This window comes from Lentzea xerophila (assembly GCF_051094245.1).
Lineage (GTDB): Bacteria > Actinomycetota > Actinomycetes > Mycobacteriales > Pseudonocardiaceae > Lentzea > Lentzea xerophila.
Window position 1 is genome coordinate 6207804 of sequence record NZ_CP194934.1, and the last position, 26765, is coordinate 6234568.

The 26765-nt window shown below is 68.6% G+C and carries 29 protein-coding genes; 14 read left to right on the forward strand and 15 right to left on the reverse strand.

Annotation, left to right across the window (positions count from 1 at the left end; all coding sequences use genetic code 11):
- Positions 1-6: 6 nt before the first annotated feature.
- A complete protein-coding gene (locus ACRSBM_RS29335) occupies positions 7-1179 on the reverse strand; it encodes an acetoin utilization protein AcuC (RefSeq protein ID WP_434448161.1) in 1173 nt (390 codons plus the stop codon).
- 125 nt (positions 1180-1304) lie between these two features.
- Between ACRSBM_RS29335 and ACRSBM_RS29340 the strand changes: the two genes are divergently transcribed.
- Positions 1305-1907, forward strand: coding sequence for a hypothetical protein (locus ACRSBM_RS29340; protein WP_434448164.1), 603 nt, complete (start codon positions 1305-1307; stop codon positions 1905-1907).
- A 24-nt stretch (positions 1908-1931) separates the two neighbouring features.
- Here ACRSBM_RS29340 and ACRSBM_RS29345 read toward each other — a convergent pair whose 3' ends face one another.
- Positions 1932-2783 (reverse strand): sulfurtransferase, encoded by an 852-nt coding sequence (locus ACRSBM_RS29345; protein WP_434448167.1) that lies wholly within the window; start codon positions 2781-2783, stop codon positions 1932-1934.
- A gap of 78 nt (positions 2784-2861) precedes the next feature.
- On the opposite strand from ACRSBM_RS29345, the gene ACRSBM_RS29350 reads away from it, so the two are divergent.
- From ACRSBM_RS29350 to ACRSBM_RS29365, 4 genes are read left to right on the forward strand one after another with little or no spacing between them, the layout of a single operon-like run.
- Positions 2862-3557 carry a metal-dependent transcriptional regulator gene (locus tag ACRSBM_RS29350; RefSeq protein WP_189159431.1) on the forward strand — a complete coding sequence of 232 codons (696 nt, stop codon included), beginning with the start codon at positions 2862-2864 and terminating at the stop codon, positions 3555-3557.
- The gene (galK, locus tag ACRSBM_RS29355) at positions 3554-4729 is read left to right on the forward strand and encodes a galactokinase (RefSeq protein WP_434448170.1); all 1176 of its coding nucleotides are present in this window, start codon (positions 3554-3556) and stop codon (positions 4727-4729) included. The genes ACRSBM_RS29350 and galK overlap by 4 nt, the downstream gene beginning before the upstream one ends.
- 36 nt (positions 4730-4765) lie before the next feature.
- Positions 4766-5728 carry a UDP-glucose 4-epimerase GalE gene (gene galE / locus ACRSBM_RS29360; RefSeq protein ID WP_434448172.1) on the forward strand — a complete coding sequence of 321 codons (963 nt, stop codon included), beginning with the start codon at positions 4766-4768 and terminating at the stop codon, positions 5726-5728.
- A 6-nt stretch (positions 5729-5734) separates the two neighbouring features.
- Positions 5735-7738 carry a S9 family peptidase gene (locus tag ACRSBM_RS29365; RefSeq protein WP_434448174.1) on the forward strand — a complete coding sequence of 668 codons (2004 nt, stop codon included), beginning with the start codon at positions 5735-5737 and terminating at the stop codon, positions 7736-7738.
- Here the strand turns inward: ACRSBM_RS29365 and ACRSBM_RS29370 are convergent.
- Both ACRSBM_RS29370 and ACRSBM_RS29375 read right to left on the reverse strand, forming a co-directional pair.
- A complete protein-coding gene (locus ACRSBM_RS29370; protein WP_434448176.1) occupies positions 7708-8748 on the reverse strand; it encodes a DUF4192 domain-containing protein in 1041 nt (346 codons plus the stop codon). The genes ACRSBM_RS29365 and ACRSBM_RS29370 overlap by 31 nt on opposite strands.
- Before the next feature lie 180 nt (positions 8749-8928).
- Positions 8929-10728, reverse strand: coding sequence for a Xaa-Pro dipeptidyl-peptidase (locus tag ACRSBM_RS29375; RefSeq protein ID WP_434448178.1), 1800 nt, complete (start codon positions 10726-10728; stop codon positions 8929-8931).
- A gap of 108 nt (positions 10729-10836) precedes the next feature.
- Here ACRSBM_RS29375 and add point away from each other — a divergent pair, with 108 nt between their 5' ends.
- Complete coding sequence (add, locus tag ACRSBM_RS29380; protein WP_434448180.1) at positions 10837-11838, forward strand: adenosine deaminase; 1002 nt, start codon at positions 10837-10839, stop codon at positions 11836-11838.
- Entirely contained in the window at positions 11835-12149 is a 315-nt protein-coding gene (cutA, locus tag ACRSBM_RS29385; RefSeq protein WP_434448182.1) for a divalent-cation tolerance protein CutA, read from the forward strand. Before add ends, cutA begins: the two co-directional genes overlap by 4 nt.
- Here the strand turns inward: cutA and ACRSBM_RS29390 are convergent.
- Positions 12132-14156, reverse strand: a complete 2025-nt coding sequence (locus tag ACRSBM_RS29390; protein ID WP_434448184.1) for a helicase — start codon at positions 14154-14156, stop codon at positions 12132-12134. The genes cutA and ACRSBM_RS29390 overlap by 18 nt on opposite strands.
- Positions 14157-14578: 422 nt before the next feature.
- Here ACRSBM_RS29390 and ACRSBM_RS29395 point away from each other — a divergent pair, with 422 nt between their 5' ends.
- From ACRSBM_RS29395 to lspA, 3 genes are all read left to right on the forward strand, one after another.
- Positions 14579-15874, forward strand: a complete 1296-nt coding sequence (locus tag ACRSBM_RS29395; protein WP_434448185.1) for a 6-phospho-beta-glucosidase — start codon at positions 14579-14581, stop codon at positions 15872-15874.
- Positions 15875-15935: 61 nt separating this feature from the next.
- Positions 15936-16076 carry a hypothetical protein gene (locus tag ACRSBM_RS29400; RefSeq protein WP_434448187.1) on the forward strand — a complete coding sequence of 47 codons (141 nt, stop codon included), beginning with the start codon at positions 15936-15938 and terminating at the stop codon, positions 16074-16076.
- 50 nt (positions 16077-16126) lie between these two features.
- Positions 16127-16612 carry a signal peptidase II gene (gene lspA, locus ACRSBM_RS29405; protein WP_434448189.1) on the forward strand — a complete coding sequence of 162 codons (486 nt, stop codon included), beginning with the start codon at positions 16127-16129 and terminating at the stop codon, positions 16610-16612.
- Here lspA and ACRSBM_RS29410 read toward each other — a convergent pair.
- Genes ACRSBM_RS29410 through ACRSBM_RS29425 form a run of 4 tightly spaced genes read right to left on the reverse strand, consistent with a single transcriptional unit; the run spans position 16584 to position 18803 of the window.
- On the reverse strand, positions 16584-17339 hold the full coding sequence (locus ACRSBM_RS29410; protein WP_434448191.1) for an endonuclease V: 756 nt from the start codon (positions 17337-17339) through the stop codon (positions 16584-16586). The two genes, lspA and ACRSBM_RS29410, sit on opposite strands and share 29 nt — an antisense overlap.
- Positions 17227-18192 (reverse strand): DUF3500 domain-containing protein, encoded by a 966-nt coding sequence (locus ACRSBM_RS29415; protein WP_434448193.1) that lies wholly within the window; start codon positions 18190-18192, stop codon positions 17227-17229. Before ACRSBM_RS29415 ends, ACRSBM_RS29410 begins: the two co-directional genes overlap by 113 nt.
- Positions 18193-18237: 45 nt before the next feature.
- A complete protein-coding gene (locus ACRSBM_RS29420; protein ID WP_434448195.1) occupies positions 18238-18654 on the reverse strand; it encodes a hypothetical protein in 417 nt (138 codons plus the stop codon).
- Positions 18651-18803: a hypothetical protein gene (locus ACRSBM_RS29425; protein ID WP_434453540.1), complete on the reverse strand. Its 153-nt coding sequence runs from the start codon at positions 18801-18803 to the stop codon at positions 18651-18653. Before ACRSBM_RS29425 ends, ACRSBM_RS29420 begins: the two co-directional genes overlap by 4 nt.
- On the opposite strand from ACRSBM_RS29425, the gene ACRSBM_RS29430 reads away from it, so the two are divergent.
- Together ACRSBM_RS29430 and ACRSBM_RS29435 are read left to right on the forward strand one after the other, a co-directional pair.
- The gene (locus tag ACRSBM_RS29430; protein WP_434448197.1) at positions 18747-18977 is read left to right on the forward strand and encodes a hypothetical protein; all 231 of its coding nucleotides are present in this window, start codon (positions 18747-18749) and stop codon (positions 18975-18977) included. The genes ACRSBM_RS29425 and ACRSBM_RS29430 overlap by 57 nt on opposite strands.
- Positions 18970-19587: an SRPBCC domain-containing protein gene (locus tag ACRSBM_RS29435; RefSeq protein ID WP_434448199.1), complete on the forward strand. Its 618-nt coding sequence runs from the start codon at positions 18970-18972 to the stop codon at positions 19585-19587. The genes ACRSBM_RS29430 and ACRSBM_RS29435 overlap by 8 nt, the downstream gene beginning before the upstream one ends.
- Before the next feature lie 21 nt (positions 19588-19608).
- Here the strand turns inward: ACRSBM_RS29435 and ACRSBM_RS29440 are convergent, their stop codons facing one another.
- From ACRSBM_RS29440 to ACRSBM_RS29455, 4 genes are all read right to left on the reverse strand, one after another.
- The gene (locus tag ACRSBM_RS29440) at positions 19609-20550 is read right to left on the reverse strand and encodes an MBL fold metallo-hydrolase (protein WP_434448201.1); all 942 of its coding nucleotides are present in this window, start codon (positions 20548-20550) and stop codon (positions 19609-19611) included.
- 27 nt (positions 20551-20577) lie between these two features.
- Entirely contained in the window at positions 20578-21006 is a 429-nt protein-coding gene (locus ACRSBM_RS29445; RefSeq protein ID WP_434448203.1) for a CBS domain-containing protein, read from the reverse strand.
- Between the two features lie 139 nt (positions 21007-21145).
- Positions 21146-21307: a hypothetical protein gene (locus tag ACRSBM_RS29450; RefSeq protein ID WP_434448205.1), complete on the reverse strand. Its 162-nt coding sequence runs from the start codon at positions 21305-21307 to the stop codon at positions 21146-21148.
- A 195-nt stretch (positions 21308-21502) separates the two neighbouring features.
- On the reverse strand, positions 21503-22465 hold the full coding sequence (locus ACRSBM_RS29455) for a DUF6923 family protein (protein ID WP_434448206.1): 963 nt from the start codon (positions 22463-22465) through the stop codon (positions 21503-21505).
- Positions 22466-22574: 109 nt separating this feature from the next.
- Between ACRSBM_RS29455 and ACRSBM_RS29460 the strand changes: the two genes are divergently transcribed.
- Complete coding sequence (locus ACRSBM_RS29460) at positions 22575-22703, forward strand: hypothetical protein (RefSeq protein WP_434448208.1); 129 nt, start codon at positions 22575-22577, stop codon at positions 22701-22703.
- Positions 22704-22780: 77 nt separating this feature from the next.
- On the forward strand, positions 22781-23539 hold the full coding sequence (locus tag ACRSBM_RS29465; protein ID WP_434448210.1) for a DUF4239 domain-containing protein: 759 nt from the start codon (positions 22781-22783) through the stop codon (positions 23537-23539).
- Here ACRSBM_RS29465 and ACRSBM_RS29470 read toward each other — a convergent pair.
- Both ACRSBM_RS29470 and ACRSBM_RS29475 read right to left on the reverse strand, forming a co-directional pair.
- On the reverse strand, positions 23536-24192 hold the full coding sequence (locus ACRSBM_RS29470; RefSeq protein WP_434448212.1) for an EcsC family protein: 657 nt from the start codon (positions 24190-24192) through the stop codon (positions 23536-23538). The two genes, ACRSBM_RS29465 and ACRSBM_RS29470, sit on opposite strands and share 4 nt — an antisense overlap.
- A gap of 28 nt (positions 24193-24220) precedes the next feature.
- The gene (locus tag ACRSBM_RS29475) at positions 24221-26707 is read right to left on the reverse strand and encodes a PEP/pyruvate-binding domain-containing protein (RefSeq protein WP_434448214.1); all 2487 of its coding nucleotides are present in this window, start codon (positions 26705-26707) and stop codon (positions 24221-24223) included.
- Positions 26708-26765 lie beyond the last annotated feature (58 nt).

Below are 26765 nucleotides of genomic sequence, written 5' to 3' on the forward strand. Positions count from 1 at the left end.
TTGGCTTCAGTCCCTGGGGTCGTCGGGATCAAGACCGTGCAATGGGAACACCGCGCGACGCGTGTCGCGGATCGCCTTGTCCACCGGCTGCTCCGCGTCACCGCCCCACGGCTCGTGTCCAGGGTCGCATCCATCCGTCATCGACGCAGGCAACGGCCACTCAGGTGCGATCTGTGTCGCATGCGCGACCCAGTCGGCGGGCAACGGCCGGTTCGGGTCGACATCCCGGTCCAGCACCGTCGCGAGCAGGTGCGTCCACGACCGCGGCACGACCCTGAGCAGCTCGTACCCGCCACCGCCCAGCGCGAGCCACTTGTACCCGTGCTCGTTCACCAGCTCCCGGAACGCCTGGTAGATCGCCCGGTGCCCGTCCACGCTCAACGACAGGTCCGCGAGCGGGTCCTCCTTGTGCGTGTCCACGCCGCACTGCGTGACCAGCACCTGCGGCCGGAACGCCTTGAGCAGCGACGGCACCGTCGCGTGAAAGGCCCGCAACCACGCGCCATCCCGCGTCCCCGCGGGCAACGGCACGTTGACCGCACTCCCCTCGGCCCCGGCGCCACCGACCTCACCGGCCCAGCCGGTCCCGGGCCACAGGCTCATCGGATGCTGATGCAACGAGATCGTCAGCACCCGCGGGTCGTCCCAGAACGCCGTCTGCACCCCGTCGCCATGGTGCACGTCGACATCGACATACGCGATGCGCTCCACACCGCTGCGCAACAACCACTCGATGGCCACCGCACAGTCGTTGTAGACACAGAACCCAGCCGCGCTGTCCGGCATAGCGTGGTGCAGCCCACCGGCGATGTTGACCGCCCGGTCCGCCTCACCGGACGCGATGGCCCGCGCCGCCACCAGCGACCCGCCGACCACCAACGCCGACGCCTCGTGCATCCGCTCGAACACGGGGTTGTCCGCCGTCCCCAACCCGTGCCCGACATCCCACCCAGCCGTGGGCGCCGCCCGCACAGCGCTCAAATACCCAGGCTTGTGGACCAGCTCGATCTCTTCGTCGCCAGCCGGCTCAGACGCCCGCAACTCGACGTCGTCAAGCACCCCGAGCGCCGTCGCGAGCCGCACGGTCAGATCGAGCCGAACCGGATTCAGGGGATGGTCGCCACCGAGGTCGTACCCGAGGAATGACCTGTCCCAGACAACAGCGGCTGGCTTACCCATGCCCCGCAACCTACAGTCGCAGCTCGCCGGCGCACCTTCCCGGCGATCCCATCGGCACGAACCCAGAGCCCGAACCCAGAGCCCGAACTCGGAACCGATCTCACCGAACAGAGGTCAGAGGCGACATGCACCTGCGACCGGCAGCCATCCTCATCGCACTGGGCCTGACCCTCGCCGCCGTCACAGGCTGCAGCGACCAGATCAAGGGCTCCGCGACGGCCGGCACCAACGCCGCCCCGGAACCCGCCGACCCCACCACGACCTCGAAGAAGCCACCCGCCAGCACCCAGGCCTCGAAGCCCGCGGACCCCACCGCCCAGAAGCCGGGCGACGTGAAGATCACCACGAAGAAGAAGGCCGCCGGCCTGGAAACCTGCGGCGTCCTCAAGGCGGCGGACATCGAAGCCGCCACCGGCGGCAAGTCCTCGGCGGACGGCGGCTGCATCCACACCATCACCGGCCCGTCGGCCGTCATCACCCAGATGGTCACGGTGCCCGACGTGGCGGACCAGGACGGCGAGAAGAAGCAGATCGAGATCGGCGGCAACACGGCGTGGCAGGTCGCCGCCTCCAAGGAGGACTGCCAGGTCACCGTCATGCTGACCGACGACCCGGCGGTCATCACCCCGGCGTTCTCGGTGAGCGTCCTGGCGATCGAGGAGCTGGACACCTGCGCCACGGCCCTGAAACTCGCGACCGATGGCTTCAACCGCATCCCGAACGCCTGACCGCCTCCACCGGCCGCACCAACGTCAGCCGCCGGTCGCGACCTCCCGGTCCAACGCACACCAGTTGGACCACGACCCGGCGTACAGCGCCGCCGGTTTCTCGGGCGACGTGATCCCCGCGACCTCCAGCGCGAGCACCACGGACGACGCGGTCACCCCGGACCCGCAGTACGCGCCAACAGCCACACCACCCGGCACCCCGATGTCCGCGAACCGCGAGGCCAGCTCCGCCGCGCCGAGCCACCGCCCGTCCGCCCCGACGTGCCCGGTGGCCGGCGCGTTGAGCGCACCCGGGATGTGCCCGGCCTTGGGATCCACTGGCTCGGTCTCCCCGCGATACCGCGCACCCGCACGCGCGTCGAGCAGCACGCCCTCCTGAGCGAGCACCGCCGCCTCGTCCGCGTCCAGCACGGGCATCTGCCCGGGCCGCACCACCACGTCGCCAGCCGAGTCACCCGTCAGGGCCGCCGGCACCTCCGCGGTCACCGGCAGCCCGGCCGCCTCCCATGCGGCGAACCCGCCGTCCAGCACCGCGACCTCGCCATACCCGGCCCACCGCAGCAGCCACCACACCCGCGCGGCGACCGAACCATCCGCAGCGTCGTACGCAACGACCTGACCGCCCTCGCGCACACCGGCGCGACGCAGCACCTCCTGCAACCGCTCCGGATCCGGCAGCGGATGACGGCCCCCGACGCCGGGGGGAGCGGACAGTTCGGTGTCCAGATCCACATACACCGCACCGGGCACGTGGCTGACCTCGTAGTCTTGGCGTCCGGGCGGTCCGCCGAGCCGCCACCGGACGTCCAGCACGACGGTGCCTGGCCGCGCACTCAGCGCGTCGGCGAGGGCCTCAGGAGTGATCAAGGGATGCACGGCTCACATCCTGCACCCGCGCGGACACCTGTGTCCCCCGGCACGACTACCATTGACACCATACGAAGGGGAGCGGGTGTGAACGACCTCATCGACACCACGGAGATGTATCTCCGCACGATCTACGAGCTCGAAGAAGAGGGCGTGGTACCACTGCGCGCCCGCATCGCCGAGCGCCTCGGCCAGAGTGGACCGACGGTGAGCCAGACCGTCGGCCGCATGGAGCGGGACGGCCTGGTGGTCGTGGCGGAGGACCGCCACCTCGAGCTCACCGAGCAGGGTCGCAACCTCGCGATCGCCGTCATGCGCAAGCACCGGCTCGCCGAGCGCCTCCTCGTGGACATCATCGGGCTCGAATGGGAGCACGTGCACAGCGAGGCATGCCGCTGGGAGCACGTGATGAGCGAGGCGGTCGAGCGCAAGCTCATCAAGCTGCTCGGCAACCCCACCACCTCGCCCTACGGCAACCCGATCCCCGGCCTCGACAAGCTGGGCGACGGCGAGCCCGCCCCGCCCGCCGAGGCGGACCTGGTGCGCGTGGACGAGGTGGCCCGTCGCGGCGGCGGTCGGGTCGAGGTGCGGCGCATCGCCGAGCACGTCCAGCTCGACCCGGACCTGATGGCCGAGCTGAAGGACGCGGGCGTCGTGCCGGGCGGCACCGTGGAGGTCGAGGCGCTGGGTGGCGCCAAGGTCATCCAGGTGCGCGGCGGCAACGGCAACACGGCCGAGCTCGACCCCGCGGTGGCCCACGCCGTCCTGGTGCTCGCCCGGTGACCCAGGCGAAGACACCGGCGGCGAAGGCGGCCGAGGCGTTCCAGCGCCTTCACGGACGCGACCCTGAAGGGGTCTGGTCGGCCCCAGGCCGCGTCAACCTCATCGGCGAGCACACCGACTACAACGACGGCTATGTGCTGCCGTTCGCGCTGCCCCACCGCATCGCGGTCGCGGCGTCGCCCCGCACCGACGGCGTGATGACCGTCGCCACGATGGGCGATGACGGCGAGACGCAGGAGGCGGACCCGCTCGTGGTGGCCGACCTAGTCCCCGGCACCGTCAAGGGGTGGGCCGCGTACCCCGGCGGCGTCGCCTGGGCGCTGCGTGAGCAGGGGATCGCCGTCACCGGCGGAGCGGACCTCGTCATCGCGGGCGACGTGCCCGCCGGGGCCGGTCTCTCCTCCTCGCACGCCTTGGAGTGCGCCGTCGCGCTCGCGTTGCTCGGCCTCGCCGGCGTTGACGCCGAGCGGCCGGACATCGCGCGCTGGGTGCAGCGTTCCGAGAACGACTTCGTGGGCGCGCCCACCGGCATCCTGGACCAGACGGCATCGCTGTGCTGCGTCGAAGCGCACGCCCTGTTTTACGACGTGCGCTCCGGCAAGCCTGAGCAGGTCGCGTTCGACGCGGCTGCCAGCGGGCTCGAGGTGCTCGTCATCGACACCCGTGCCAGCCACGCCCTCGTCGACGGCGGCTACGGCGCCCGGCGGGCCGGTTGCGAGCGTGCCGCCGAGATCCTCGGCGTCCCCGCCCTGCGCGACATCGACATCGCCGAGCTCGATCAGACGCTCGTCCGGTTGCCCGAAGAGCTGCGTCCGCTGGTACGGCACGTCGTAACCGAGAACGACAGGGTCCTGCGCACCGTCGAGCTGCTCCGCGCGGGCCGGCTCGCCGACGTCGGACCGCTCCTCTCGGGCTCCCACGCGAGCCTCCGGGACGACTACCGGGTCTCCTGCCTGGAACTCGACGTCGCCGTCGACTCCGCGATGACGGCCGGCGCTCTGGGGGCCAGGATGGTCGGCGGCGGCTTCGGCGGCTCGGCCATCGCCCTCGTGCCCGTCGAACGGCACGACGAGGTCGAGCGGTCCGTGCTCGCCGGCTTCGCCTCGCGTTCGCTTACGCGACCGAGGCTCTTCACGGCGGTTCCGTCCGCGGGCGCGGGCAGGGACCGGTAGCGAACAGCGATTTTGACCAGGAATGCGAGGACTGCGGTGAAGCTGCTCGTGACGGGCGGGGCCGGATACGTCGGCAGCGTGTGCGCTGCCAGGCTGCTCGAAGCCGGGCACGAGGTGGTCGTCCTCGACGACCTCTCGACCGGCCACGAGGACGCCGTTCCCGCGGGAGCGCGCTTCATCCGGGGTGACATCGCCGAGGTGATCGGCGATGTCCTCGCGGAAGGGTTCGACGGCGTTCTGCATTTCGCGGCGAAGTCCCTCGTGGGCGAGTCCATGCAGGACCCCGGCAAGTATTGGACGGGCAACGTCCTCACTGCGATGCGCCTGCTCGACGCGATGAAGGAGCATGGCACGCCGAAGCTCGTCTTCTCCTCGACTGCCGCGACGTACGGCGAGCCGCGGGAGGTGCCGATCCCCGAGACCGCCCCGACCGCGCCGACGAACACCTACGGCGCCACCAAGCTGGCCATCGACCACGCGATCACGTCGTACGCCGCCGCGCACGGCCTGGCGGCGACGAGCCTTCGGTACTTCAACGTCGCCGGCGCCTACGGCAGCATCGGCGAGCGGCACGCGACGGAGACCCACCTCATCCCGCTCGTGCTCCAGGTCGCACTCGGGCAGCGCGAGCACATCTCGATCTACGGTGAGGACTGGCCGACGGAGGACGGCACCTGCGTCCGCGACTACATCCACGTCACGGACCTCGCGGACGCCCACCTCCTCGCGCTCGACCACGCCACCGCGGGCGAGCACCGGATCTACAACCTGGGCAACGGCACCGGCTTCTCGGTCAAGCAGGTCATCGACACCTGCCGCGAGGTCACCGGCCACCCGATCCCCGCCGTCGTCGCCCCCAGGCGTGCCGGCGACCCGGCCGTCCTGGTCGCCTCCGCCGAGCGGGCCCGCACCGATCTCGGCTGGAAGCCCGAACGCGCCGACCTCGCCGGCATCGTCCGCGACGCGTGGGAGTTCACCCGCGCCCGGCACGGGGCCTGAGCCGGCATGACCGACTTCGCCTCCTTCGAGAGCTACAACGCCACCCCGCGGCTCGCGTCGCTCGCGCTGTCCCCGGACGGCACCCGGCTCGTCACCGTCGTGTCCTCGCTCGCCCCGGACGGCAAGACGTGGCAGGGCGCTCTCTGGGAGGTCGACCCCACCGGGGAGCGGGAGGCCGTCCGGCTCACCCGCTCCGCGAAGGGCGACTCCTCCCCCGTGTTCGCGCCGGACGGGTCGCTGCTGTTCCTGTCGGCCCGTCCCGACCCGCTCGCGAAGCCGGGTGAGACCAAGGACAAGAAGGCGCTGTGGCGGCTTCCGGTCCGCGGTGAGGCCGCCGAGGTGCTGCGTCCGGGTAGCGGAGTCGGTCAGGTGCGCGCCGCCGGTGAGACGGTGTTGTTCACGTCGTCGGCGTACCGCTTCACGGAGTTCGGCGACGAGGACGACGCCAAGCGCAAGGCCCGCGAGGACGCCGGTGTGACAGCGATCCTGCACGAGTCGTACCCGATCCGGTACTGGGACGCGGACCTCGGCCCGGCCTATCCGCGCCTGTTCTCGGCCCCGCTGCCGGACATCACGGCCGGCGAGGTCGCCGCTCTCAGCGAAGACTCCGAAAGCAGGCTCAGCGACGAGGACATCGCGCTCAGCCCAGACGGGAAGTGGGCCGTCTACGGCCACGCCGTGGACGTCAGCTCCTCCTACGGCCGCCGGACCGAACTGCGCGTCGTGCCGGCGAGCGGCGGCGCGTCGCGGACGATTGCCTCCGAGGACGGTTTCTCCTTCGGCGGCGCCACTTTCACGCCGGACTCCGCAGCCGTGATCGCGATCCGGTTCCGCGAGTCCACTCCGGACTCCCCGCACCGGCGCGACCTCGTGCGCGTCGACCTGGCGGGCGGCTCGGTCACGCCACTGGCGCCCGATTTCCAGGAGGAGCCGGACCACCCGGTGGTGAGCCCGGACGGGTCGGCGGTCTACTTCACGGCCAGCCACCTCGGGCACCAGCCGGTCTGGCGACTGGACCTGGCGAGCGGCGAGGTTACGAAGCTGACAGTCTCCGGTTACTACAGCGATCTGGTCGTAAGCCCGGACAGCAAGACGCTGTACGCGCTGCGCAACTCGATCGACCACCCGCCTCAGCCAGTGCGGTTCGCCGCCACCGGAGCCGACCAGGACCCGGAGCGGTTGCGCGCGCCCGGTGCCATCGCCTCGGTGCCCGGCACCCTCACCGAGATCTCGACCGTCGTCGCCGACGGCAGGACCGTCCGCTCCTGGCTGGTGCTGCCAGAAGGCGCCTCCGCCGAGTCCCCCGTGCCGCTGGTGCTGTGGGTCCACGGCGGCCCGGTCATGAGCTGGAACGGCTGGACCTGGCGCTGGAACCCGTGGCTGATGGCCGCTCGCGGGTACGCCATCCTGCTGCCCGACCCCGCGCTGTCCACCGGGTACGGACCTGACTTCATCAAGGCCGGTTGGGGTCGTTGGGGCTCCGAGCCCTACACCGACCTCATGGCCATCACGGACGTCGCTGTCGAGCGCGCCGACATCGACGCCTCCCGGACCGCCGCCATGGGCGGATCGTTCGGTGGCTACATGGCCAACTGGATCGCCACCCAGACCGACAGGTTCCGCGCGATCGTCACCCACGCGTCCCTCTGGCACCTCGACGCGTTCTCCGGTGGTACCGACAGCTCCTACTTCTGGATGCGGGAGATGGGCGACCCCCTCACCCAGCCGGAACGGATCCTGGCGAACTCCCCGCACCTGCGGGTGGCCGACATCAAGACCCCGATGCTCGTCATCCACGGGGACAAGGACTACCGGGTTCCCATCGGCGAGGGGCATCGGCTGTACTTCGACCTCGTCCGGCACGGGGTCACCGCGAAGTACCTTTACTACCCAACCGAAAACCACTGGATCCTCACCCCCGGGAACTCTCGGGTCTGGTACGAGACGGTGTGGGCGTTCCTGGCCGAGCACGTCCTGGATCAGGACTGGGAGCGACCCGAACTGCTCTGAGCGCCGGCGAGCAACTGACGGGCGTCGTCCATGTACTTGATGGACAGCGCCCGCATCTCGTCCGGCGGGAACGCGGCACTGACGGCGGCACGGAGGAGCTTGCTCAGCGTGTGGCCGGGGCAAGCGTCCTCGGCCGCGTCGAGCGCGATGGACGCGACCCCTCCGTCGCCGCGCTGGTAGGCGTAGAAGGCGAGCAGGCACGCGGCCTCCGCACGTTCCGGTGCCGGGCAGGACCTGGTGAGCTCGAGCCACAGGCGTTCCGCCAGTCTGGACCTGGACTGTGCCGCGAACCCCATGCTCGCGTCCCGCACCTCGGGTACCGCCAGAGCCCTCGCCAACGCGGCGATCTCCTTGTCCGGCAACGGCCCCTTGCGATCCTCTACGGCGTCGATCGCGGCGCTCACCCGGTGCAGCTCCGTGCCCGGATCAGGCTCGCCCAAGCTCGTCATCAGCTCGTCGAGCAACGAGGATCTGCGTTCCAGTGCTTCGGGTGGATCCAGCGCGGCGATCGCGGCCAGAGCGGCACGGGACTCGAACGTCACGTTGCCCTCGTGCGCTGACGCGGCGGCAACAGCCGACAGCCGAGGATCCGGCAACTTCCCATGGCAGTCGATGTCGAGATAGCAAAGCCACTGCGCGTCCTTCTGGCAGGCGGGCAGCCACACCGCCTCGACGACTTCGATGCCGACAAGGCCCAGCTTGTCTTTGAGCATGGTGATCAATGGTTCATGCGGCAGTTCCTCTGGCATGTGTTCGGACGGCGCGCAGACAACCACGAGGACCACGTCCGTGGCGCCCTGTTCGAGCAGCGGCATTTCCAGTTGCGCCGCAAGAAAGCCTCTATGTCGCGGTCGCGGCAGGTCGACGCGCATGGTCATGCTGACCAGGTCGTCCTTCAGCACCAGCACGACGAGCGAGTCGGCGGGGTGGAACCCCGTGAGGTGCGGGATCGCGGCGTAGAGGTCGGCCGCGCCACGGACGCGGATCGGTTTCGGAAGGGTTGTGGGCATGGGCCCACTGTGGCGGGTCGGAGTGGGTGCTGACCCCGGCTGACCGCGAGGTTGTGGACAACTCAGCGGTTGTGGACAGGTCGAGATCTTGGAGCGTGCGGGAACGGGGTTTCGTCAGGGGTGGGTGCTAGGTTGCCGCGCTTCGGTCCCGGCGATCACGGACCGAAGCGCGGCGCCATGTCAGAACGTCTGGAACAAGGCACGCCAGCCGCCGACGACCGGCAGCTCCACCGACGTCCGGGTGAGGTCCAGCGACAGGCCGGCACCCGGCCGCGGGCGCAGCGTGTAGTCGTAGTCGCTGGAGATCACGACGAACTCGAGCCGGTGACCGGCCTGCAGGACGTAGTCGTCAGGAACGATCGGCACCTCGACGTCATAGAACTTGCCGGGCTTGATCGGCGACGTCTTGTCCGGCCGCTCCCTGTTCTGCGGATCGGTCGAGCCGCGCGTGATGACGTGCGACCGTCCGTCCGGGGCGCGGTCGACGAGCAATGTCGTCACGTTGGCTGCGGGGCGGTCGAACGCGACCCGCAGGTTCGCGGTCGGCTTGCCGGACAGCCGCAACGGCTTCCGCGTCGGCTCGGAGGTGTAGGAGAGCCGGTTCGGCGAGGTCGCCAGGTCGATCAGCGACTCAGCCGTCTTGGTCGCGTCATCGGTCAGCTTCTCCACACCCCGGCCGGGCAGAACTCCCAGGCCGCCCTTGGTGGATCCACCCGCGGACAACCGCAGCCGCACGTCCGACGTGCCGGGCGCCGGCCAGTCCTTCTCATCGACCCACGTCTTGTCCTCGCGCTGCAGCGTCGCCTTCGGCTCCTGGTCGATGCCGTTGCGGTGTCCCCAGAGGTATTGGGTGAACCAGCGGTTCAGCGTGCGGCGCCACTCGACCGAACGCAGCGTGTCGGCGTCGGTGTGCCCGGATTGGTGCAGCCAGATCTTCTGCGGCACGCCGACCTTCTTCAACGCCGAGTACCACTGCTCGACGTGCGTCATCTTGACGTTCCAGTCGTTGAGCCCATGGACCGCCAGCACCGCCGCACGCACCTTGCGAACGTCGTTGAGATAGTTCCGCTTGTCCCAGAACTGGCTGTAGTCACCGGTGACGCGGTCCTGGTCCTTCGCGATCTCGGCGATGATCGGCTTGCAGATCTCCCTGTCGGCGCGCGTGTAGACGTACTCGGCGAGCACGTCGGCGTCCTCGCCCTGGAACGTGCCGGGCGCGACGACGGCGCCGTCCGCGCGGTAGTAGTCGTACCAGCTGGAGATCGCGGCGATCGGCACGATGGCCTCCAGGCCGCGGACACCGGTGGACGCGACGGCGTTGGGCAGCGTTCCGTTGTAGGAGACGCCCATCATGCCGGTCTTACCGGTCGACCAGGTCGCCTTGATCGCTTCGCCCGTGGCGGTGCGTGCTGTCGCACGGCCGTTGAGCCAGTCCACGACGACACGCGCACCGATCGTCTCGTTGACGTCACCCGTCGTCGGGCAGCCCGTCGACTTGCCGGTGCCGAGCGATTCGGCGTAGACGACCGCGTATCCGCGCGCGATGAAGTAGGCCTCGTAACGGCCGGACGTGATGGGGTTCGGGCCGAGCGCGGCGGTGATGCGTTCGTCGGAGGAGGACTTCAGCAAACGGCCGTTGCGCTTGTCAGGCACGTACAGCTCGACGTCGACATTGTGGTTTGCGACGTCGTTGCCGCCTGAGAAGTACGGGCTGACCATGTAGACGACCGGGACCTTGAGGCCGCGTTCGGTGGCACGTGGCCGGACGACTTCGGTGTACACCTCGTCGTCCTTGCCGTCGCGGTCGCTGTCGACCGGCGCGCGGACCCAGAGGCTCTCCTTCACCACGTCCTTCGGGTCGAAGACGGGTTGCGCCTCGCCGTCCTTGAACACGGGTCCTTCGGCGGCCTGAGCCGTGGCGGGCAGGAATGGCAGGACCAGCACAGCGGTCAACAGTGCAACTCTTCGTGCGCCCCTCACGAGGCACCCCCAATGCAATGCCAGAGACAGGGATTTCGCCCTGCACCCTTCCCCTTGACTGCAAGACATGTCACCCGTCGAACGGCTCTTGACCTGAGAGCATGGATCGTGCACATTTCCGACTTCGTCCACGCGCTGCCGAAGGCCGAGCTGCACGTCCACCTCGTGGGCGCGGCTTCCGTCGACACCGTCCTCGCACTCGCCCGCAACCACCCCGACGGGCCGGTGCCGACCGACGAGGCGGCGCTGCGGAGGTTCTACGAGTTCACGGACTTCCGGCACTTCATCAACGTCTACGGCATCGTCAACGACCTCGTCACCACCGGCGAGGACGTGCGCACACTCGTCGTCGGATACGCCCGCGACGCCGCTCGGACCAATATCCGATTTGCGGAGCTGACGATCAGCGCCACCAGCCATCTACGAGCGGGCATCGCGCCCGACGAGCTGGTCGAAGCGTTGCGCGCAGGTCGTGACGAGGCACTCGCCGTGCACGGCGTGGCGTTGCAGTGGATCTTCGACGTCCCTGGTGTCTGGGACGGGGACTGGGGCATGACGAGCGCGCGGTTCGCGACCGAGCACCGGCCGGAGGGACTGGTCGGGTTCGGACTGGGCGGATTCGAGTCCGACTCGCCGAGGACGAACTTCCGGGAGGCGTTCGCGATGGCGCGTGACGCCGGGCTGCACATGGTGCCGCACGCGGGTGAGACGACGCCGCCCAGCGAGATCTGGGCCGCGCTGCGCGACCTGCGTGCCGAACGGATCGGTCACGGCGTGAGTGCGGTGCAGGATCCCGCGTTGCTGCAACATCTCGCCGAGGAGGGCGTCGTCGTGGAGGTGTGCCCGACGTCGAACATCCGCACCGGTGCGGTGAAATCGCTGGACGAGCACCCGTTGCCGCGACTCGTGGAGGCCGGCGTCCCGGTGACGATCAGCACCGACGATCCCGGCATGTTCCACACCGATCTCGACCGCGAGTACCTGCTGTGCCACGAGCGGTTCGGCTTCGGCCGCGACGAGCTTGCCGGCCTGGCACAGGCCGGGGTGCGGGCGTCGTACGCGCCGGCCGAACTGAAGGACCAACTGCTGAAGGAGATCGACGCGCTATGAGTGGTGCCAGTGTCGTGACCACGACCGTCGACTCCGCCGAGGCCGCGGAGTCGCTGGCGAGGGGCATCGTCGAGGCACGGCTCGGCGCGTGCGTTCAGATCGTGCCTATCCGCAGTGTCTACCGGTGGGACGGCGAGGTGCGCGTCGACGCGGAGTGGCAGTGCGTCGTGAAGACGTCCGCCATCCGCGTCGACGAGCTCGTCGCGCACATCAAAGCGCATCACAGCTATGACGTGCCCGAGGTCGTCGTCACCCCTGTGGTCGGAGGCAACGACGACTACCTCGCGTGGATCTCAGATGAGACTTCGTAGGTGACGTGGCAACGGTTGGGTGTGCAGGACACCGAGCCGTTGCGTCGCTCTCGTCAGCGCCACGTAGAGCTCGCTGGGCGACATGCGTTGCGGTTCGACGACGAGGACGACGTCGAATTCCAGCCCTTTCGACGCGCGCGGCGGCATCCAACCGCCGCCGATGACAGCGATCGTGCGTCCGCTGCGTGCCTCGGCGTGCGCGTCGAGTTCGTCGCGCACGGCCGCCGATATATCAGTCACGCGGCGAGCCCACGGCCGCACGCCGGTCGTGCGCACCGACGTCGGCGCCGACGCGTCGGGGTCGACGAGTTTCAGTACCGGGGTGGCGACGGCCATGATCTCGCCCGGAGTGCGGTAGTTGACCTCCAGCCGGCGGTAGGTGAACCGGTCGAACACCGAACCCCAGCTCCGGACGCCGCCCGCTGCCTGGCGCTGGGCCAGGTCGCCGACGACGGTCATGGACCTGTTGGGGCACCGGCGCAGCAACACACGCCAGTCCATCGCGGACAGCTCCTGTGCTTCGTCGACGACGACGTGGCCGTACGTCCAGGTGCGGTCGTCGGCGGCGCGTTCGGCGAGAGAACGGCGGTCGCGCACTTCGTGTCGTGCGGCCAGGACCTCGGCGTTGATGAAGTCGGTGACGATGTACTCGTCGTCATCGGCGCGCTTGTCGATCGACAGGACGTCCATGACGCCACGGGCGTATCCGAGCTGTTCTTCCTCCTGACGCCTCACCGCGCGCTCCGCGGCGCCGTCAGATCCGAGCAGGTCGGCGAGTTCGTCGAGCAACGGCACGTCGGACACCGTCCACGCCTCGGGGTCTGCCCGGTACAGCTCGGGTGCACCGATCCGGAAGCAGCGGCCCGCGTACAGGTCGGCGAGCAACTGCTCGGGCGTGAGCAGCGGCCACAGCCTGTCGACGGCATCGCGCAACTCCGAGCTGTGGCGGAGTTCGTGGCGGACGTCCTCCTCGATCTCGGGCCAGTCGACACCGATCAGCCGCATCGCCGGAGCGACGAGTTCCTCGGCCAGTGCGAGGAAGAAGTACTTGCGGGCGGCGTTGTGCGGTAGCCCGTAGTACCGCGTCTTCTCTCGTGCCACGGCGGCGACGTGCGCGTCGAGGGGGACGACGACGTCCTCCAGCTCGATCTCGATCGGATCGTCGGGAAGCTCCTGCCGATCGGCGACCGCGACGGCCAGCAGGTCCAGGACCGACAGGTCGCCCTTCATCCGTTGCAACGACGGAGTGTCCTCGACGTCGGTCGCAATGCCGGGATAGAGCTCGCCGGGTGTTGCGAACACGACGTCGGTCTCCCCCAGCGAAGGCAGGACGTCGCCGACGTAGTGCAGGAAGCCGGTGTTCGGGCCGACGATCAGCACACCGTGCCGCGACAGGCGTTCACGGCGGGTATACAGCAGGTATGCCACACGGTGCAGGGCCACGGCGGTCTTGCCGGTGCCAGGGCCACCTTCGATCACCAGAACGCCGGGGCCGGAGTAGCGGATGATTCCGTCCTGCTCGGCCTGGATGGTCGAGACGATGTCGCGCATCGTCGCCGTCCGCGGCGCGTTGAGGGCGTCGAGCAGTGTGGTCGTGTCGGTCAGCAGTTCGTCGTCGTGGAAGTCGCGCAGTTCCCGGTCACGGACACGGAAGTGCCGCCGCAGCACGAGGCCCTCCGGATTCGCGGCGGTCGCGGTGTAGAACGGCCGCGCGGCCGGTGCACGCCAGTCCAGCAGCAGCGGCTGGAAGTCGTCGTCGAACAACCCGACGCGTCCGATGTAGGTGCATTCCCCTTTGTCCGAGTCGATGCGGCCGAAGCACAGCCCGTCCTCCGCCGCGCGGTACTTCCCGACCTGCCTGATCAGCACCTCGACGGCGGCTTCACGGTCCAGCCTCTGGGTGGTGCCGTCCCGCAGCGCGGCCGCGAGGTCCACTGCCGCCTTGTTCCGTTCCTGGTCGAGCTTTTCATACAGAGAGGTGATCCGTGCCTGTTCGCTCGCCAACACCTTGCCCCCTGTGATACAATAATTCCGTCTTCCCGGAAAATTCATTCCGAAAACACAAAGCCATTCTTTGTATCACAGCTCTGTCGCGCTCGAAACCCCGTCGCGGAGATTTTCGAGTAATCGCGAGCGCCGACAAGCAAGACCATCAGCGTGCCGCAGCCGACGTCCATCGCATGGCTGAGCTGGCCTAACGCGATCCACGCCATCGTCTCGCCCGGCGCGCCCTCAAATGCGCCGACCGCCCGGCGCGCCCTCAAATGCGCCGACCGCCCGGAACTGCGTTCTGGAGCCTTGAGGTGTCCGGCGTCGGCCTGGTCGGCACGATGACCATCCAGTAGAACTGGAACATCAACAGCTGCACGTCCAGGATCAATACGACGTGGCGTTTCAATACAAGAGGCCGGAGCGGATGTGACTGAAGCATGAAGCTGGTGATCCTGGGCGGGGGCGGCTTCCGTGTGCCACTCGTATACCGCGCGTTGCTGGCCGATCGGTCGCCCGGCCGCGTGTCCGAGGTAGTGCTGCACGACCTCGACCCGGCCCGGCTCGCTGCGATCGGTGGCGTCCTCGCCGAGCTCTCGACCGGTGTGTCGGATGCGCCGTCCGTGACGATGTCGACGGACATCGACGACGCTCTGCGCGGGGCGGATTTCGTGTTCTCCGCCATCCGGGTCGGCGGACTCGGCGGACGCGCGGCCGACGAGAGCGTCGCGGTTGGCTGCGGCGTGCTCGGACAGGAGACCGTCGGCGCCGGCGGAGTTGCATACGGTCTGCGTACCGTGCCCGTCGCGATCGACGTCGCACGTCGTATCTCCGCGCACGCGCCGGACGCGTGGGTCATCAACTTCACGAACCCCGCGGGCATGGTCACCGAGGCGATGTCGACACATCTCGGCAACCGCGTCATCGGCATCTGCGACTCCCCCGTCGGGCTCGGCAAACGGGTCACGCGCGCCGTCGGCGCCGACCTCCGCGACGCGTGGCTCGACTACGCCGGCCTCAACCACCTCGGCTGGCTGCGAGGGGTCCACGTGCACGGGAGGGATGTGCTGCCGGACCTGCTCGCCGACACCGAGCGGCTCGAGTCGTTCGAGGAAGGCAAGCTCTTCGGCGCGGAGTGGCTCCGCACGTTGGGCGCCATCCCGAACGAGTACCTGCACTACTACTACTTCACGCGTGAGGCGGTGGAGTCTGGTGCGTCGCGGGGGGCGTTCCTGCTGGAGCAGCAGAAACAGTTCTACGCGGCGCCGTCCTGGGAGAGCTGGGAGCGGACCCGCCTCGAACGCGAACAGACGTACATGGCCGAGACCCGAGATGACGAACGCGACGCCGACGACCTCGACGGGGGCGGCTATGAGCGGGTTGCCCTCGACCTGATGCACGCCATCGCGTCGGACAACCAAGCCACCCTGATTCTCAACGTGCCGAACCGGACAACGCTGTCGTGCCTCGACGCGGACGCCATCATCGAGGTGCCGAGCCTTGTCGACGCCAACGGCGCGCGGCCTGTCTCCGTCAGTCAGGTCCCGGACGAGGGTGTCGGGCTCGTCACCGCGCTCAAGGTCGTCGAACGCGCCACCATCAAGGCGGCCATCAGCGGCGAGCGAGCGCACGCGGTGAAGGCGTTGGCGCTGCATCCGCTCGTCGACTCCGTCAACGTCGCTCGCAAGATCGTTGACACTCACCCGCTGCTGTCCGGGGTCTTCCGCGCGCGGTGATCGCTGAGGTGGGACCGAAACGCCAAGTTGCGCGGGGCGGTGTCCGCACCAGCTTCTGAGCGTGGATGCCGGCCTGCTCCGACGGCTCGATGACCTCTGGCAGCCGTGCCGGCACGGCTACGCGCAGCTGCACACGTCGGCGTTGCTGGACCTGTACTCGCCGGAGCTCATCAGCGCGGGCGGCGCGGCGACCAGGACGTGACCAGGGGTCTGATGCCGAGTGGTGGTGTTCTTAACTACGCTCGTCGGCAAATGGACACCACCACCTCTCGCCGCGTGCCACTCGTCATGGGCATCGCCGTGCTCGTGCTGCTGCTGGACCAGGCCACGAAGTTCTGGGCCGAGAGCGCGCTGACCGGCCGCGCGCCCATTCCCGTACTTGGGGAGTTCCTGCAGCTCAGGCTTCTCTACAACCCCGGCGCCGCGTTCTCGATCGGCGCGGGGTCGACGTGGATCTTCACCATCGTCGCGGCCGTCGCCGTCGTCCTGCTCGCGCGGTACGGCATGCAGCCGCAGACGAGGCTGCGGGCGGCCGCGCTCGCGCTGATGCTGGGTGGCGCAACGACGCACCTGCTCGACCGGCTGTTCCGGCCGCCGGGCTTCGCGCGCGGGCACGTCGTCGACTTCCTCGACTACAACGGCTGGTTCGTCGGCAACGTCGCGGACATCGCGCTGGTCTGCGGCGCGATCCTGCTCGTGCTGCTGAGCTTCACGCCGACGAAGCAGCCTGCCTCGTGAGCGCGTCGGCACGGCGGGTCGTCTCGGGCAGCCGATAGCGCGGGGCGAGACGCAGTACCTCGGCGCACGCCCGGTCCAGGTCGATCTTGTGGCCGATCGACACGAAGACCGGCTTCACTCCGTCCTGCGTCCGCAACGCCCTGCCGACGACCTCGTCGCCGTTGTCTCCGGCCATGACGAGGTCGCTCACCGACCCGCGTTCGCGGCCGGGCGGCTCGAACCTGCCCATCGGGTTCTTCGCGAGGCCGATGCTCGGGATGCCGGTGTGCACGCCGAGATGGCACGCCAGGCCGAACCGGCGCGGGTGCGCGAGGCCCTGACCGTCCGCGACCAACAGGTCCGGGGCGACGGTCACCTGATCGAGTGCGCGCAGCAGGACCGGCATCTCCCGGAACGCGAAGAGACCGGCGATATACGGGAAGTCCGTCGTGTCCTCAACTACGACTTCGTCGAGGACGACCAGCGTTTTTGCATCAAACACCACGCAGACGCCCGCAACTGTGTCATTGCTACGGTAGCCGACGTCCAGGCCTGCGACAGTGTCTATGCGCAGGTCAGGGGCACTGGTGGTGATCACCTGGGCGCGCAGGCGTTCTTGCGTTGCAACAGCGTCGTCAACCGTTCTGGGCCACTCCACGGACGACAGTGTGCCGTGACGCGTTGTAGTGGGCAGCGAGAAGGTCGTCGCCGAAGTCACCTGAATGACGACGCCAGACCGTATGCACATGGTTGGCCTCGTTGGCCGTGTTGTCGTACTCGATGAGCAGTTCCGGGCCCTCGATGCGGTAGTAGTGGCCCTCGCCGCGACGCAGTGAGCCTTCCCACGAGAAGTGCAGGCGTTCCGGGTCGACTCGCGCGAACTCCTCGTCGGCGAGCTCGAACGCAAGCCGGTCGAGGTAGAAGCGGACGATGTCGAGGAGCAGTTCACCAGAGGACTTGCCGAGCTGTGCCGGCGTCACGCCGGCCGTTTCGGACGGGCTGATCCGAGATGAGTTGCCGGTGCGGATGTCGTGTGGCGCGGTGTCCGCCACGACGGCCAGGCGGCGTGCGGTCGGGCCCATGCGGTCGAGAAGCTCGCGGGCCAGTTCCTCTTCCAGCCGTAGTGGCTGGCCGACGACCCGGCCTCGGTAGGTGACGCGCGCCGGGTTCGCGCCGAGGAAGAACGGTGTCGCCGAGACCCGGCCGTCGGCGACGACGACGTTCACTGAGAGGTGGTGCCCTTCGACGCGCCAGCCCCACGGCTCGTCGCCACCGGGCTTGCCGAAGAGCACCGTCCAGAAGTCACCGTTGTGCCTGTCACGATTCCCGCCCTCGCGGTGGTCGAGCACGTCTTCCAGCGCCATCACTGCCGCGGCCTGCGCATATGCGTGCGGGCTGAGCACCGTCGCGAGCATGCCGTGCACCGCTTTGCGCTGGTCTCGGTGAAGTTCGCCCAGCACGAGGCCGGGTCGTGTGCCGGGTGTATACGACCAGCGGTGCCTCAAGTCGTCGTCGGTGATGGCGCGAATCGCGTGTTCGCGCTGGTCAGCGGACAGCAAACCAATATATTGGCGCGTGGCGTCGGCGACGTCGTGCAGCATGATTCGAACTTATAGGCCGTGAGGTCGCATAGCAGCAGGTAGCGGTCACCGGCCGACTCCGGCGCCGGTCTTCAGGGTCAACGGGAGCAGCGCCAGCGGAATCAGCACGACGCCGACCAGCGAGACGACGTTGCCGACCTGGTCGACGAACGACATGTGCGACAAATGGTTCAGGTGGAAGACCAGGTGCGGGACGGCGAACACCAGGTAGCCGGCCAGCGCCGCCTGAGTGAGTTTGCGTTCCATCGTCACCGCCGCGAACACGAGCACGACGCACAACGCGAGGTTGAGGGCGCCGAAGTCACGGAGCAGGTGCTCGTTGAACGGCGGAAAGTAGGCCACCCAGGGATTCGACGGCAGCGGGAAGTTGTCGTAGAAGCCCTGCGGGGCGAGCAGTGCCCAACCGCCCGAGACAGCCTGGACCAAGGCGAGGAACGCGAGACCTGCGCGAAGAATGCTCATACCGGTACGGACGAGGCACGGTCTCGACTTGTGACCGGCTGCTCGACGTCCTGCGTACCGGTCCACGCACCACCGGCGAGCTGGTAGAGGCGTTGGAGACCAGCCGGCACGTCGTCATGCAGCACCTCGGTGTGCTCCGCGAGGCTCATCTGGTGATCGTGGAGCCACGGGGCCGGAAACGGGTCAACCACCTGAATCCCGTGCCCATCCAGCAGATCCACCAGCGGTGGGTCATGCACTACGAGCAGGACCGAGCAGCGGCGCTGGTCGGCTTGAAGCTCACGGTCGAGGGCGCCGAACAGGAGGATGAGGACGTTGGCTGAACCCGGCCCCGAGCTGTTGCACAGCATCATGATCGCCGCGCCCATCGAGAAGGTCTGGGCGGAGATCACCGAACTCGACGGCAAGCAGCGCGCCATGATGGACGCCGTCCTCGACTCCACGCTCGAGCCGGGCGCGCCGCTGTACTACCGGTCGGCCGACGGCAAGCGGGTCTTCGTCGTCGGTCGCGTCGTCGAGGTCGCCTCGCCGCGGCTGCTCTCCCACACGCAACGGCTCACCATGCGCGACGATCCGTGGACCGTCGTCTCCTGGGAGCTCGAAGAGGTCGACGGCGGCACGCGCGTCACGTTGCGCAACTCCGGTTGGCCCGAGGGCGTCAAGCGGCTCGACAAGGTCGACGCCACGTGGAAGGGCATCCTCGCCGCGCTCAAACAGGTCGTCGAGGACGGCGACGTCGGCACCGGCTTGAAGTTCCAGTACGCGATGATGCGCGCCTACATGTGGGCGATGCCGTCCGGCACCAAGACCGAGAACGTCTCCGAGCCGCCCGGCATCGGCAGGCGTCTGAAACGTGAAACCTGTTTTTGCAACAACTCTTTTGACGACGACGTCAAAAGAGTTGTTGCTAAGCAGCAGGTCAAGGGCGGTTGATAAACCGATATATCAGTGTGGCTAGGCGTGGCAGGTGATGGGGCCGCCGTGGAGCTTCATCATGTCCGTCCAGACGCTGGGCAGGTCCAGGCGTTCGGAGAGGGGCTTGCCGTCCAGCTCGTGGTAGGCGCGGTGGAGGTTGGCGACGAGGCGTTCGGACTCTTGCCATGCCGAGAAGCGCGACTCCCCCGCCTCGGTGACGACCTCCATCGGGCTCTTGCCCGTGGCGTGGCCGGAGGTCGCAAGTTCGGAGAGGTAGGTCGTGTAGGCGGTCAGGTCGTCCAGGACGCGGTTGATCTCACCGTCCCGCAGTAGCGGGCCGTGGCCGGGTACGACGACCGCGGCGTCGAACGCGCGCAGGAACTCAAGTGCGGAGAGGTAGCCGTTGATGCTGCCTTCGGCGAGGAACGGCTGGCCGCCCGCGAACACCAGGTCGCCGGTGAACAGGACGCGCTCGGCCGGTAGCCACACGACGGTGTCGCCGCGGGTGTGCGCCGGGCCGGGGTGGTGCAGTTCGACGACGCGCGTGCCCAGGTGCAACGTCAGGGACGTGGTGTAGGTGAGCGACGGCGGGCGGACTTCGAGGTGGCCGTAGTCCGGGCCGGCCAGGACCTGGGAGGCGATCAGCCCGGCGGCGAGGACCTCGTCGCGGCACGCCTCGTGGCCGACGATGACGGTCGACGGCGGGACGAGCCAGTTGCCGAAGGTGTGGTCGCCGTGGTGGTGGGTGTTGATCACGTAGGCGGGATCGGCGGCGCTGACCGACGCCACCGAGGCGAACAACGCGCGGTTGCGCGCCTCGGTGGACGTGGTGTCGACGAGCAGCAACGTGTCGTCGGAGCCGACGACGACGCCGGTGTTGTTGATCATCCACGACCCGTCGGGCTGGATGTAGGCGTGGACTCCTGGTGCGACTGCCACCAGCTCCGGGACGAGTTCGGGCCGGCCAACGGAAGGCTTCACCCGATCAAGCCTAGTGAGGCCGGAGGATCAACCCTGAGCGATGTAGGCCTGCAACTGGTCCTGCGACTGCTCCAGCTGTCCGATGCGGCTCTTCACCACGTCGCCGATGCTGACGATCCCGACCAGCTGCCCGTCGGACAGCACGGGCACGTGGCGGAAGCGCCGTTCGGTCATCACGACCGTGAGGCTGTCCACGGTGTCCGACGGCGTGCAGGTGAACACGTCGGCGGTCATGATCGACGACACGGGCGAAGACAGCAGTTCAGCGCCTGTTTCGTGCAGCCTGCGCACGACGTCACGTTCGGACACGATCCCCGCCACGCCGGAAGGACCGACGACGACGATGGCGCCGATGTTGTGTTCGGCGAGCGCTCTGAGCAGTTCGGACACCGGAACGTCCGGGTCGATCGTCGCAACCGCCGTTCCCTTGTTGCGCAAAACGTCAGCGATTCTCATCTGGCGCCTCCGATCCTGTCGGTCCGGTAGCACCTCAGGCTAGATCGGATCCGGACAGAACGGGAGATCGAACCCACGAAGGGAGCAGGGGACGCGGGTGAACGCGTCCCCTGCGGTGTCGCGCCTGGTTCGGCGTCGGCTACGCGGTTCCTCCGCGGCGACGGGTCGCGAACTGGCGCGCCTGGACCACGGGAACACGCTGCTGGGGCAGCTGGAAGTGCGTGGCCTGGTCGTGCTTGCCCCGCTTCTGCGCACGGCGTGCGGCGCGGTTGGCGGGTTCGGGCTGGGTGGTGTCAGGCATGCGAAAGCCTCCTCACGAAGAGGGCGTGCAAAGGGCACGGCGAAAGACGGCCGTGAGAGATGGACCCGCGTGAGGGTCACCGAAGAAGAGCGCGACGCCGAGGTCGCAAGGGCAGCGTCGAGAGCGCTGCGGAGCTTCATCAGTTGAAGAACATGTCCGCAACGCTAGCGACGACGGCGCCTCATGCCAACCGAATTAACCGCGGGCTCGTGCGGCGGCCGCACCGGCGCCGAGCATCACCAGGACGATCGTCACCATCGCCCACTTGCGGGACTTGGTCATCGGCGTGGTCTCCGCCTCCTGGGGGAGGTCCTTGCGCGGCTGGGGTTTCTGGCGCGCGGCACGCACCGGCACCGGCTGCGGCGGGACCGAGGGTGCAGTGGCCGTGGCGGCCGGAGGCGGCGGAACGACCGGGGCCGGGGCCGGCACCGGGGCCGGGGTCGATTTCGGCGCGGGAGGCGGTGGCGGCGGCGGTACCTCGGGGCGGGGGGCGGGAGGGTCGACGCGCGGCGGCATCGGGGCCGGCAGGCAGCCCGCCGCGTCGATCATGCCCATCCGCGGGCCCGACGACAGTTCCACCGCGGTGGTGCCGGTGATCCGGTAGAGGCGGCTGCGGCCGTTGTACCCGTTGTTGACGGCGTAGACAGTGCCGGCCGAGTCGATCACGACGGCGCCGTAGGTCGACTTGCCGGGCAGCCCGGCGATCTCCGTCCGGCTCAGCACCCGGCCGGACACCGGGTCGAACGACACGACCTCACCCGGCCCCTTGCCCGCGGCCGAGACGCCCGTAAGCCTTCCGCTCGCCGGGTCGACGGCGAAGTCGTCGAGCGTGAGAGCGGGCCAGTCGAGCACGACGGTCCGGACGATCTCGAGGTACGACGCGCTGAGCGGGTCGATGTCGATCGCGTGCAACCGGGCGTGGTCGCGCACGTAGAACGTGGTGCCGACGACCGTGCCCGCCGACACGTCGTCGGTGCGGAACCAGTGCGCCTCAACGGGTCCGAGGTCGTTGACCACGCCCTTGGTGTCGATCAGCACGACGTGCGACGGATTCTTCCACCAGTGGTGGCCGCGGGAGGTGAGACCGACCAGACGGCCCAACGCCGCCGAGTATCCCAATGCGTTCACCGCGTAGTCGAGGCGAGCTACTTCCGTCACCCCACCGGATGACGCGTCCACTTTCGTGAACGTCGAGAGACCTCCACGATGGGATGAACGTACTTGAAACGCGTCACAGTTCTGCGGTGCGGCCTGAGCAACGGCGCTGGTGAACGGCACGGAAAGCACCAGCATCGACGAGACGGCGCTCAACGCGAGCAAATCCCGCCGCCACCGGAATGGAGTAACCCAATACGACAACCGGGTATTTCTGCTGTTGTCGCGCATTCCCACCTGACCATTACTCGTTACCCAGACCGCGCTGTACCGGTCACAGTAGACCGTGGTCTAATCCCACACCAGAAAGGAGCCGAATTGAGCATTTACCTCAGCGGCACGCTCTGGGTTCTCGGTGCTGCCGTCATCTCCGCCGTACTCGTCGTCATCACCCGCCGGTTCGGCTCGGAGGAGGTGGGCGAGAAGAACCTCGGCGCGGGCGGATCGGTGTTCAGCATCGTCGCCGGCCTGCACGCCGTGCTGGTCGCCTTCATCCTGATCTCCCTGTTCGACTCGGCCAACAGCGCCGAGGAACAGGTGCAGAAGGAGGCCAACTCGCTCGTCGCGGTCAACTGGGCGTCGGACTCGCTGCCGGAGCCCGCGAAGTCGAAGGTCGACGGGCTGATCCGCGACTACGTGTCGACCGTGGTCGAGGACGAGTGGCCCCGCATGCGCGAGGGCGAGAACGTGGACAACCAGGGCTGGGTCACGTTGAACCAGCTCAGGGACACGATCGCGACCGCGGCGCCGGACGGCGACTGGCAGGAGGACCGCAAGACCGAGGCCGCGAACCAGCTGTGGGAGGTCTACCAGGCCAGGCAGGAGCGGCTGGACGCGGCGGGCAACGGCGTCAACCCGGTCGTGTGGCTCGCGCTGCTGATCGGCACCGGTCTCTCACTGCTGTTCCCGTACCTGTTCGGCGGTCCGACCCTGACCTCGCAGCTGCTGATCACCATCACGCTGAGCTCGACGCTCGTTCTGCTGCTGTTCGCGATCTACCAGTTGCAGAACCCGTTCAGCGGTGGCGTGCTCATCCCGTCGGACGCGTTCAGTTCCGCACTGGACCGGCTGAGTTAACGCGAATCGGCCGTTCCGCCCGCTTCTTCGATCTCCACGGACAGCACCTCACCGTCGATGACCTTCGGCAATGCGTCCGCCTGAGTGAAGTAGCGATTCGCGAAAGCGCCGACCGCTCGGGTGGAGGCAGCGTCGACACCACCGCCGATGACGCCGCCCAGCAGCGGAACGCCCTTCGCCGCGACCGTGCCGAGCTTTTTTGTACCGTATTTTGTGATGAGTGCCGACGTGGCCTTCTTGGTGAACTGCTTGATGCCGACCTTTTTGAACAGCTCGGTTCCGGCATTGCCGAGAAGGCACAGCAGGATGGCCGTCTGCACCTCTTCGCTGTCGACGTCGTGGCCGCGCAACGACGCGATGGACGCGATGAGGTGCGTTTGGATCACGTACGTGGCCGCGACGTTGGACGGCAACGAGATCGGCAACGTGATCAGGCCGCCGAGGTTCGTCACGAAACCCTGCGCGCCTGCCAGCGCCACGTGCTTGCGGATGAGGTGCTTGACGGCGTCGGCCTCGTCGCCCTTCTTGGCGAGAGCGTCGGACGCGGACTCACGAGCACTCTTGAACGGACCGAAGCCGTCCACGCCCGCACGCAGCAGGTAGTCGGCGAGGCCCTGCTGGACCTTGTTCAGCTCACCCTTGGACTCAGCCACAATCCCGACATTACGCGTCCGGCTGCCGCTATGAGACCTCAACCGGGGAGCCCAGCGTGGTCACCGCGCCCGTGCTGCCGTCGACGGTGATCCGCTCACCGGTCCTGATCCGCGTCACAGCCTCGCGCACGCCCACCACGGCGGGGATTCCGTACTCCCGCGCCACCACGGCGCCGTGCGAGTTCGCGCCGCCCATCTCCATCACCAGGCCGCCCGCGGTCAGGAACAGGGGCGTCCACCCGGGATCCGTCGACGGTGCCACGAGGATCTCGCCGGGTTCGAGGTACGCGCCGACCGGGTCCATCACGACGCGCGCCACGCCGGTGACCGTGCCCGCCGACGCCGGCGTGCCGACCAGGTCGCCCTCCGCCGGAACACCATGGTGCGCGGCTTCGGGTTCCGTGCCGTCCGACAGCAGCACGCGCGGGATGTGCCTGCGCCGCATCTCGCGGTCGTATACCTCACGTCGCGCGGCCACGAGCGGGCGCAGATCTCCTTGCGTAGAGCGCATTTCCTCGAAGTTCAGGAAGAACACGTCGTCCGCGGTGCCGAGGCGGCCGTCCGCGGCGAACTGGGCGCCCATCTCGGCCACCCGCTTGCGCAGCGTGCCGAACAAGGTGATGACCAGGTACTTTGGGTACTCGCGCAGGCCCGCGAGTAATCTGGTGCGGCGCAACGCGAAGCGCACGAACCAGCCGCGGCCCCAGGCCCGCCGGGCCAGGGTCTCGATCATGGCGTCGGCTTCGGCGGCGCCGCGGGCGAAGACCGCGTCCGGGTGCGCCTGCTCGCCTTCCAGTCGCAGGAAGTTCTTCACGACGCCGACGACGTGTGCCGGATCGTCGGACCACCGGGGCAGGCCCAGGTCGATCTCCGCCACGGCGCGGTGCCCCCACCTCGCGAGGAAGCGGTCGAGTGCGGCGGGGCGTTCGCCGTCGTGGAACTGCCGCAGTGCAACGGGATCGTGCCGGATCTCCTGCGCGAGGTGCCACATCGCCAGGTCCATCTCGGTGGTGATGTTGTTCGGCAGGCCGCGCAGCACGGTCTGCAGCTCCCCCGGCTTCGTCTGCACGACCTTGCCGACGAGGCCGAGCATCACGAACCCGATCAGGGCGGTCGGTGCGAGCCGCGGCAACATCGGCACGACGCACTGCCGCAGTGCCTGCTCGATCGACAGGCCGGCGGACCTCTCCAGGACCTCGCGTTCCATCAGCAACGCGGTCCGCACGGCCTTTTCCGGGTTCACCAGCGCCTTCGCCACCGTCACCGGCACGCGGAACCGGCGAGCCAGCCGCAGCACCCGCTTCAGGGCGGGCGTCGGCGAGGAGCTCCTGACCGCGAACCGCGGGTCGTCGAACAGGCCGCGCAGCACCTCCGACGAGCGCGCCTCCATCACGCCGAGCAGGCGCGTGACGAACTCGCGGCCGACGCGGCTGTGCAGCACCTTGGTGACGTCGAAGAAGATCCGCTCGCCACTCTCCACATAGGACCGGCTCCGCGGGTCGCCGATGACGATCTCGAAGGCGGCCTTGGAGATCTCCCGGAACGCCGCGCGCCCCATCGGCGTGATCGGCCGTTCGAGGCCCTGCGCGAGGCTGAAGCAGAAGTACACGTGAGCGGTACCGTCCGGGTTGTCCGGCAACGGGAACAGCGTCGTGATCGGCCGCGCCTGGGTGAGGTGCAGGTCGCCGCCGGCGTCGATCGCCCACTCGATGTCCTGCGGCGAGCCGTAGTGCTGCTGCACCTTGCGGCCGAGGACGGCGAGCGCGTGAATCTGCCCGTCGGTGAGGCACGGCTCCTCGTTCTCGCCGACCTCGACGTGCTCGGTGCCGCCGCCGGGCAGCGAGCGGATGACGACTTTCTTGTCCCCCAGCCGCTTCTCGGTGATCTCGCCGCCGTCGACGACGAAGTGGTCCGGGTTGACCGCGCCGGACACGACCGCCTCGCCGAGGCCGGGGCTCGCGTCGATGACGATCTGGTCGCGCGTGCCGGTGACCGGGTTGGCCGTGAACATCACACCGGAGATCGCGGACTGCACCATCCGTTGCACAACAACGGCGAGGTACGTCGTGGTGTGATCGATACCGTTCATCTCGCGGTAGCTGACCGCACGGTCGGTCCACAGAGAGGCCCAGCACCGGCGCACGGCGTCGACCACCTCGTCCTCGCCGACGACGTTGAGGAACGTGTCCTGCTGGCCCGCGAAGCTCGCGAACGGCAGGTCCTCGGCCGTCGCGCTCGAGCGCACCGCAACGGGCACGCCGTCGCCGAGCTCGCGGTACCCGTCGACGATCGCGTCCCGGATCTCCTGCGGCACAGCGGTTTCCAGCAACGTCCTGCGGGCGTTCCCAGAAGCGGCGTCGGCCTGCGCGACAGTGCGGTAGGCGTTCGTGGTGACGCAGAAACCCTGCGGCACCGGCAGGCCGGCCCTGGTGAGCTCACCGAGGTTGGCGGCCTTGCCGCCCACGACGGCGAGCATGGTGCCGTCGATGCCGCCGAAGCTGATGGTGAACGCCATGGCCACCCCTTCCGGTTCCGCCTGAAGAGGAGGTTACGAGCGTCCGGTCAAAAACTCA

Bases quoted from the DNA above. Each gene is read 5' to 3' on its own strand.
- ACRSBM_RS29365 (WP_434448174.1), top strand. From the start codon at position 5,735: ATGACCGACTTCGCCTCCTTCGAGAGCTACAACGCCACCCCGCGGCTC.
- ACRSBM_RS29475 (WP_434448214.1), bottom strand. From the start codon at position 26,707: ATGGCGTTCACCATCAGCTTCGGCGGCATCGACGGCACCATGCTCGCC.
- ACRSBM_RS29445 (WP_434448203.1), bottom strand. From the start codon at position 21,006: ATGAGAATCGCTGACGTTTTGCGCAACAAGGGAACGGCGGTTGCGACG.
- cutA (WP_434448182.1), top strand. From the start codon at position 11,835: ATGAGTGGTGCCAGTGTCGTGACCACGACCGTCGACTCCGCCGAGGCC.
- ACRSBM_RS29415 (WP_434448193.1), bottom strand. From the start codon at position 18,192: ATGCTGCACGACGTCGCCGACGCCACGCGCCAATATATTGGTTTGCTG.
- ACRSBM_RS29335 (WP_434448161.1), bottom strand. From the start codon at position 1,179: ATGGGTAAGCCAGCCGCTGTTGTCTGGGACAGGTCATTCCTCGGGTAC.
- ACRSBM_RS29370 (WP_434448176.1), bottom strand. From the start codon at position 8,748: ATGCCCACAACCCTTCCGAAACCGATCCGCGTCCGTGGCGCGGCCGAC.
- ACRSBM_RS29410 (WP_434448191.1), bottom strand. From the start codon at position 17,339: ATGTGCATACGGTCTGGCGTCGTCATTCAGGTGACTTCGGCGACGACC.
- ACRSBM_RS29340 (WP_434448164.1), top strand. From the start codon at position 1,305: ATGCACCTGCGACCGGCAGCCATCCTCATCGCACTGGGCCTGACCCTC.
- ACRSBM_RS29425 (WP_434453540.1), bottom strand. From the start codon at position 18,803: ATGAGCCTCGCGGAGCACACCGAGGTGCTGCATGACGACGTGCCGGCT.
- ACRSBM_RS29420 (WP_434448195.1), bottom strand. From the start codon at position 18,654: ATGAGCATTCTTCGCGCAGGTCTCGCGTTCCTCGCCTTGGTCCAGGCT.
- lspA (WP_434448189.1), top strand. From the start codon at position 16,127: ATGGACACCACCACCTCTCGCCGCGTGCCACTCGTCATGGGCATCGCC.
- ACRSBM_RS29450 (WP_434448205.1), bottom strand. From the start codon at position 21,307: ATGCCTGACACCACCCAGCCCGAACCCGCCAACCGCGCCGCACGCCGT.
- ACRSBM_RS29395 (WP_434448185.1), top strand. From the start codon at position 14,579: ATGAAGCTGGTGATCCTGGGCGGGGGCGGCTTCCGTGTGCCACTCGTA.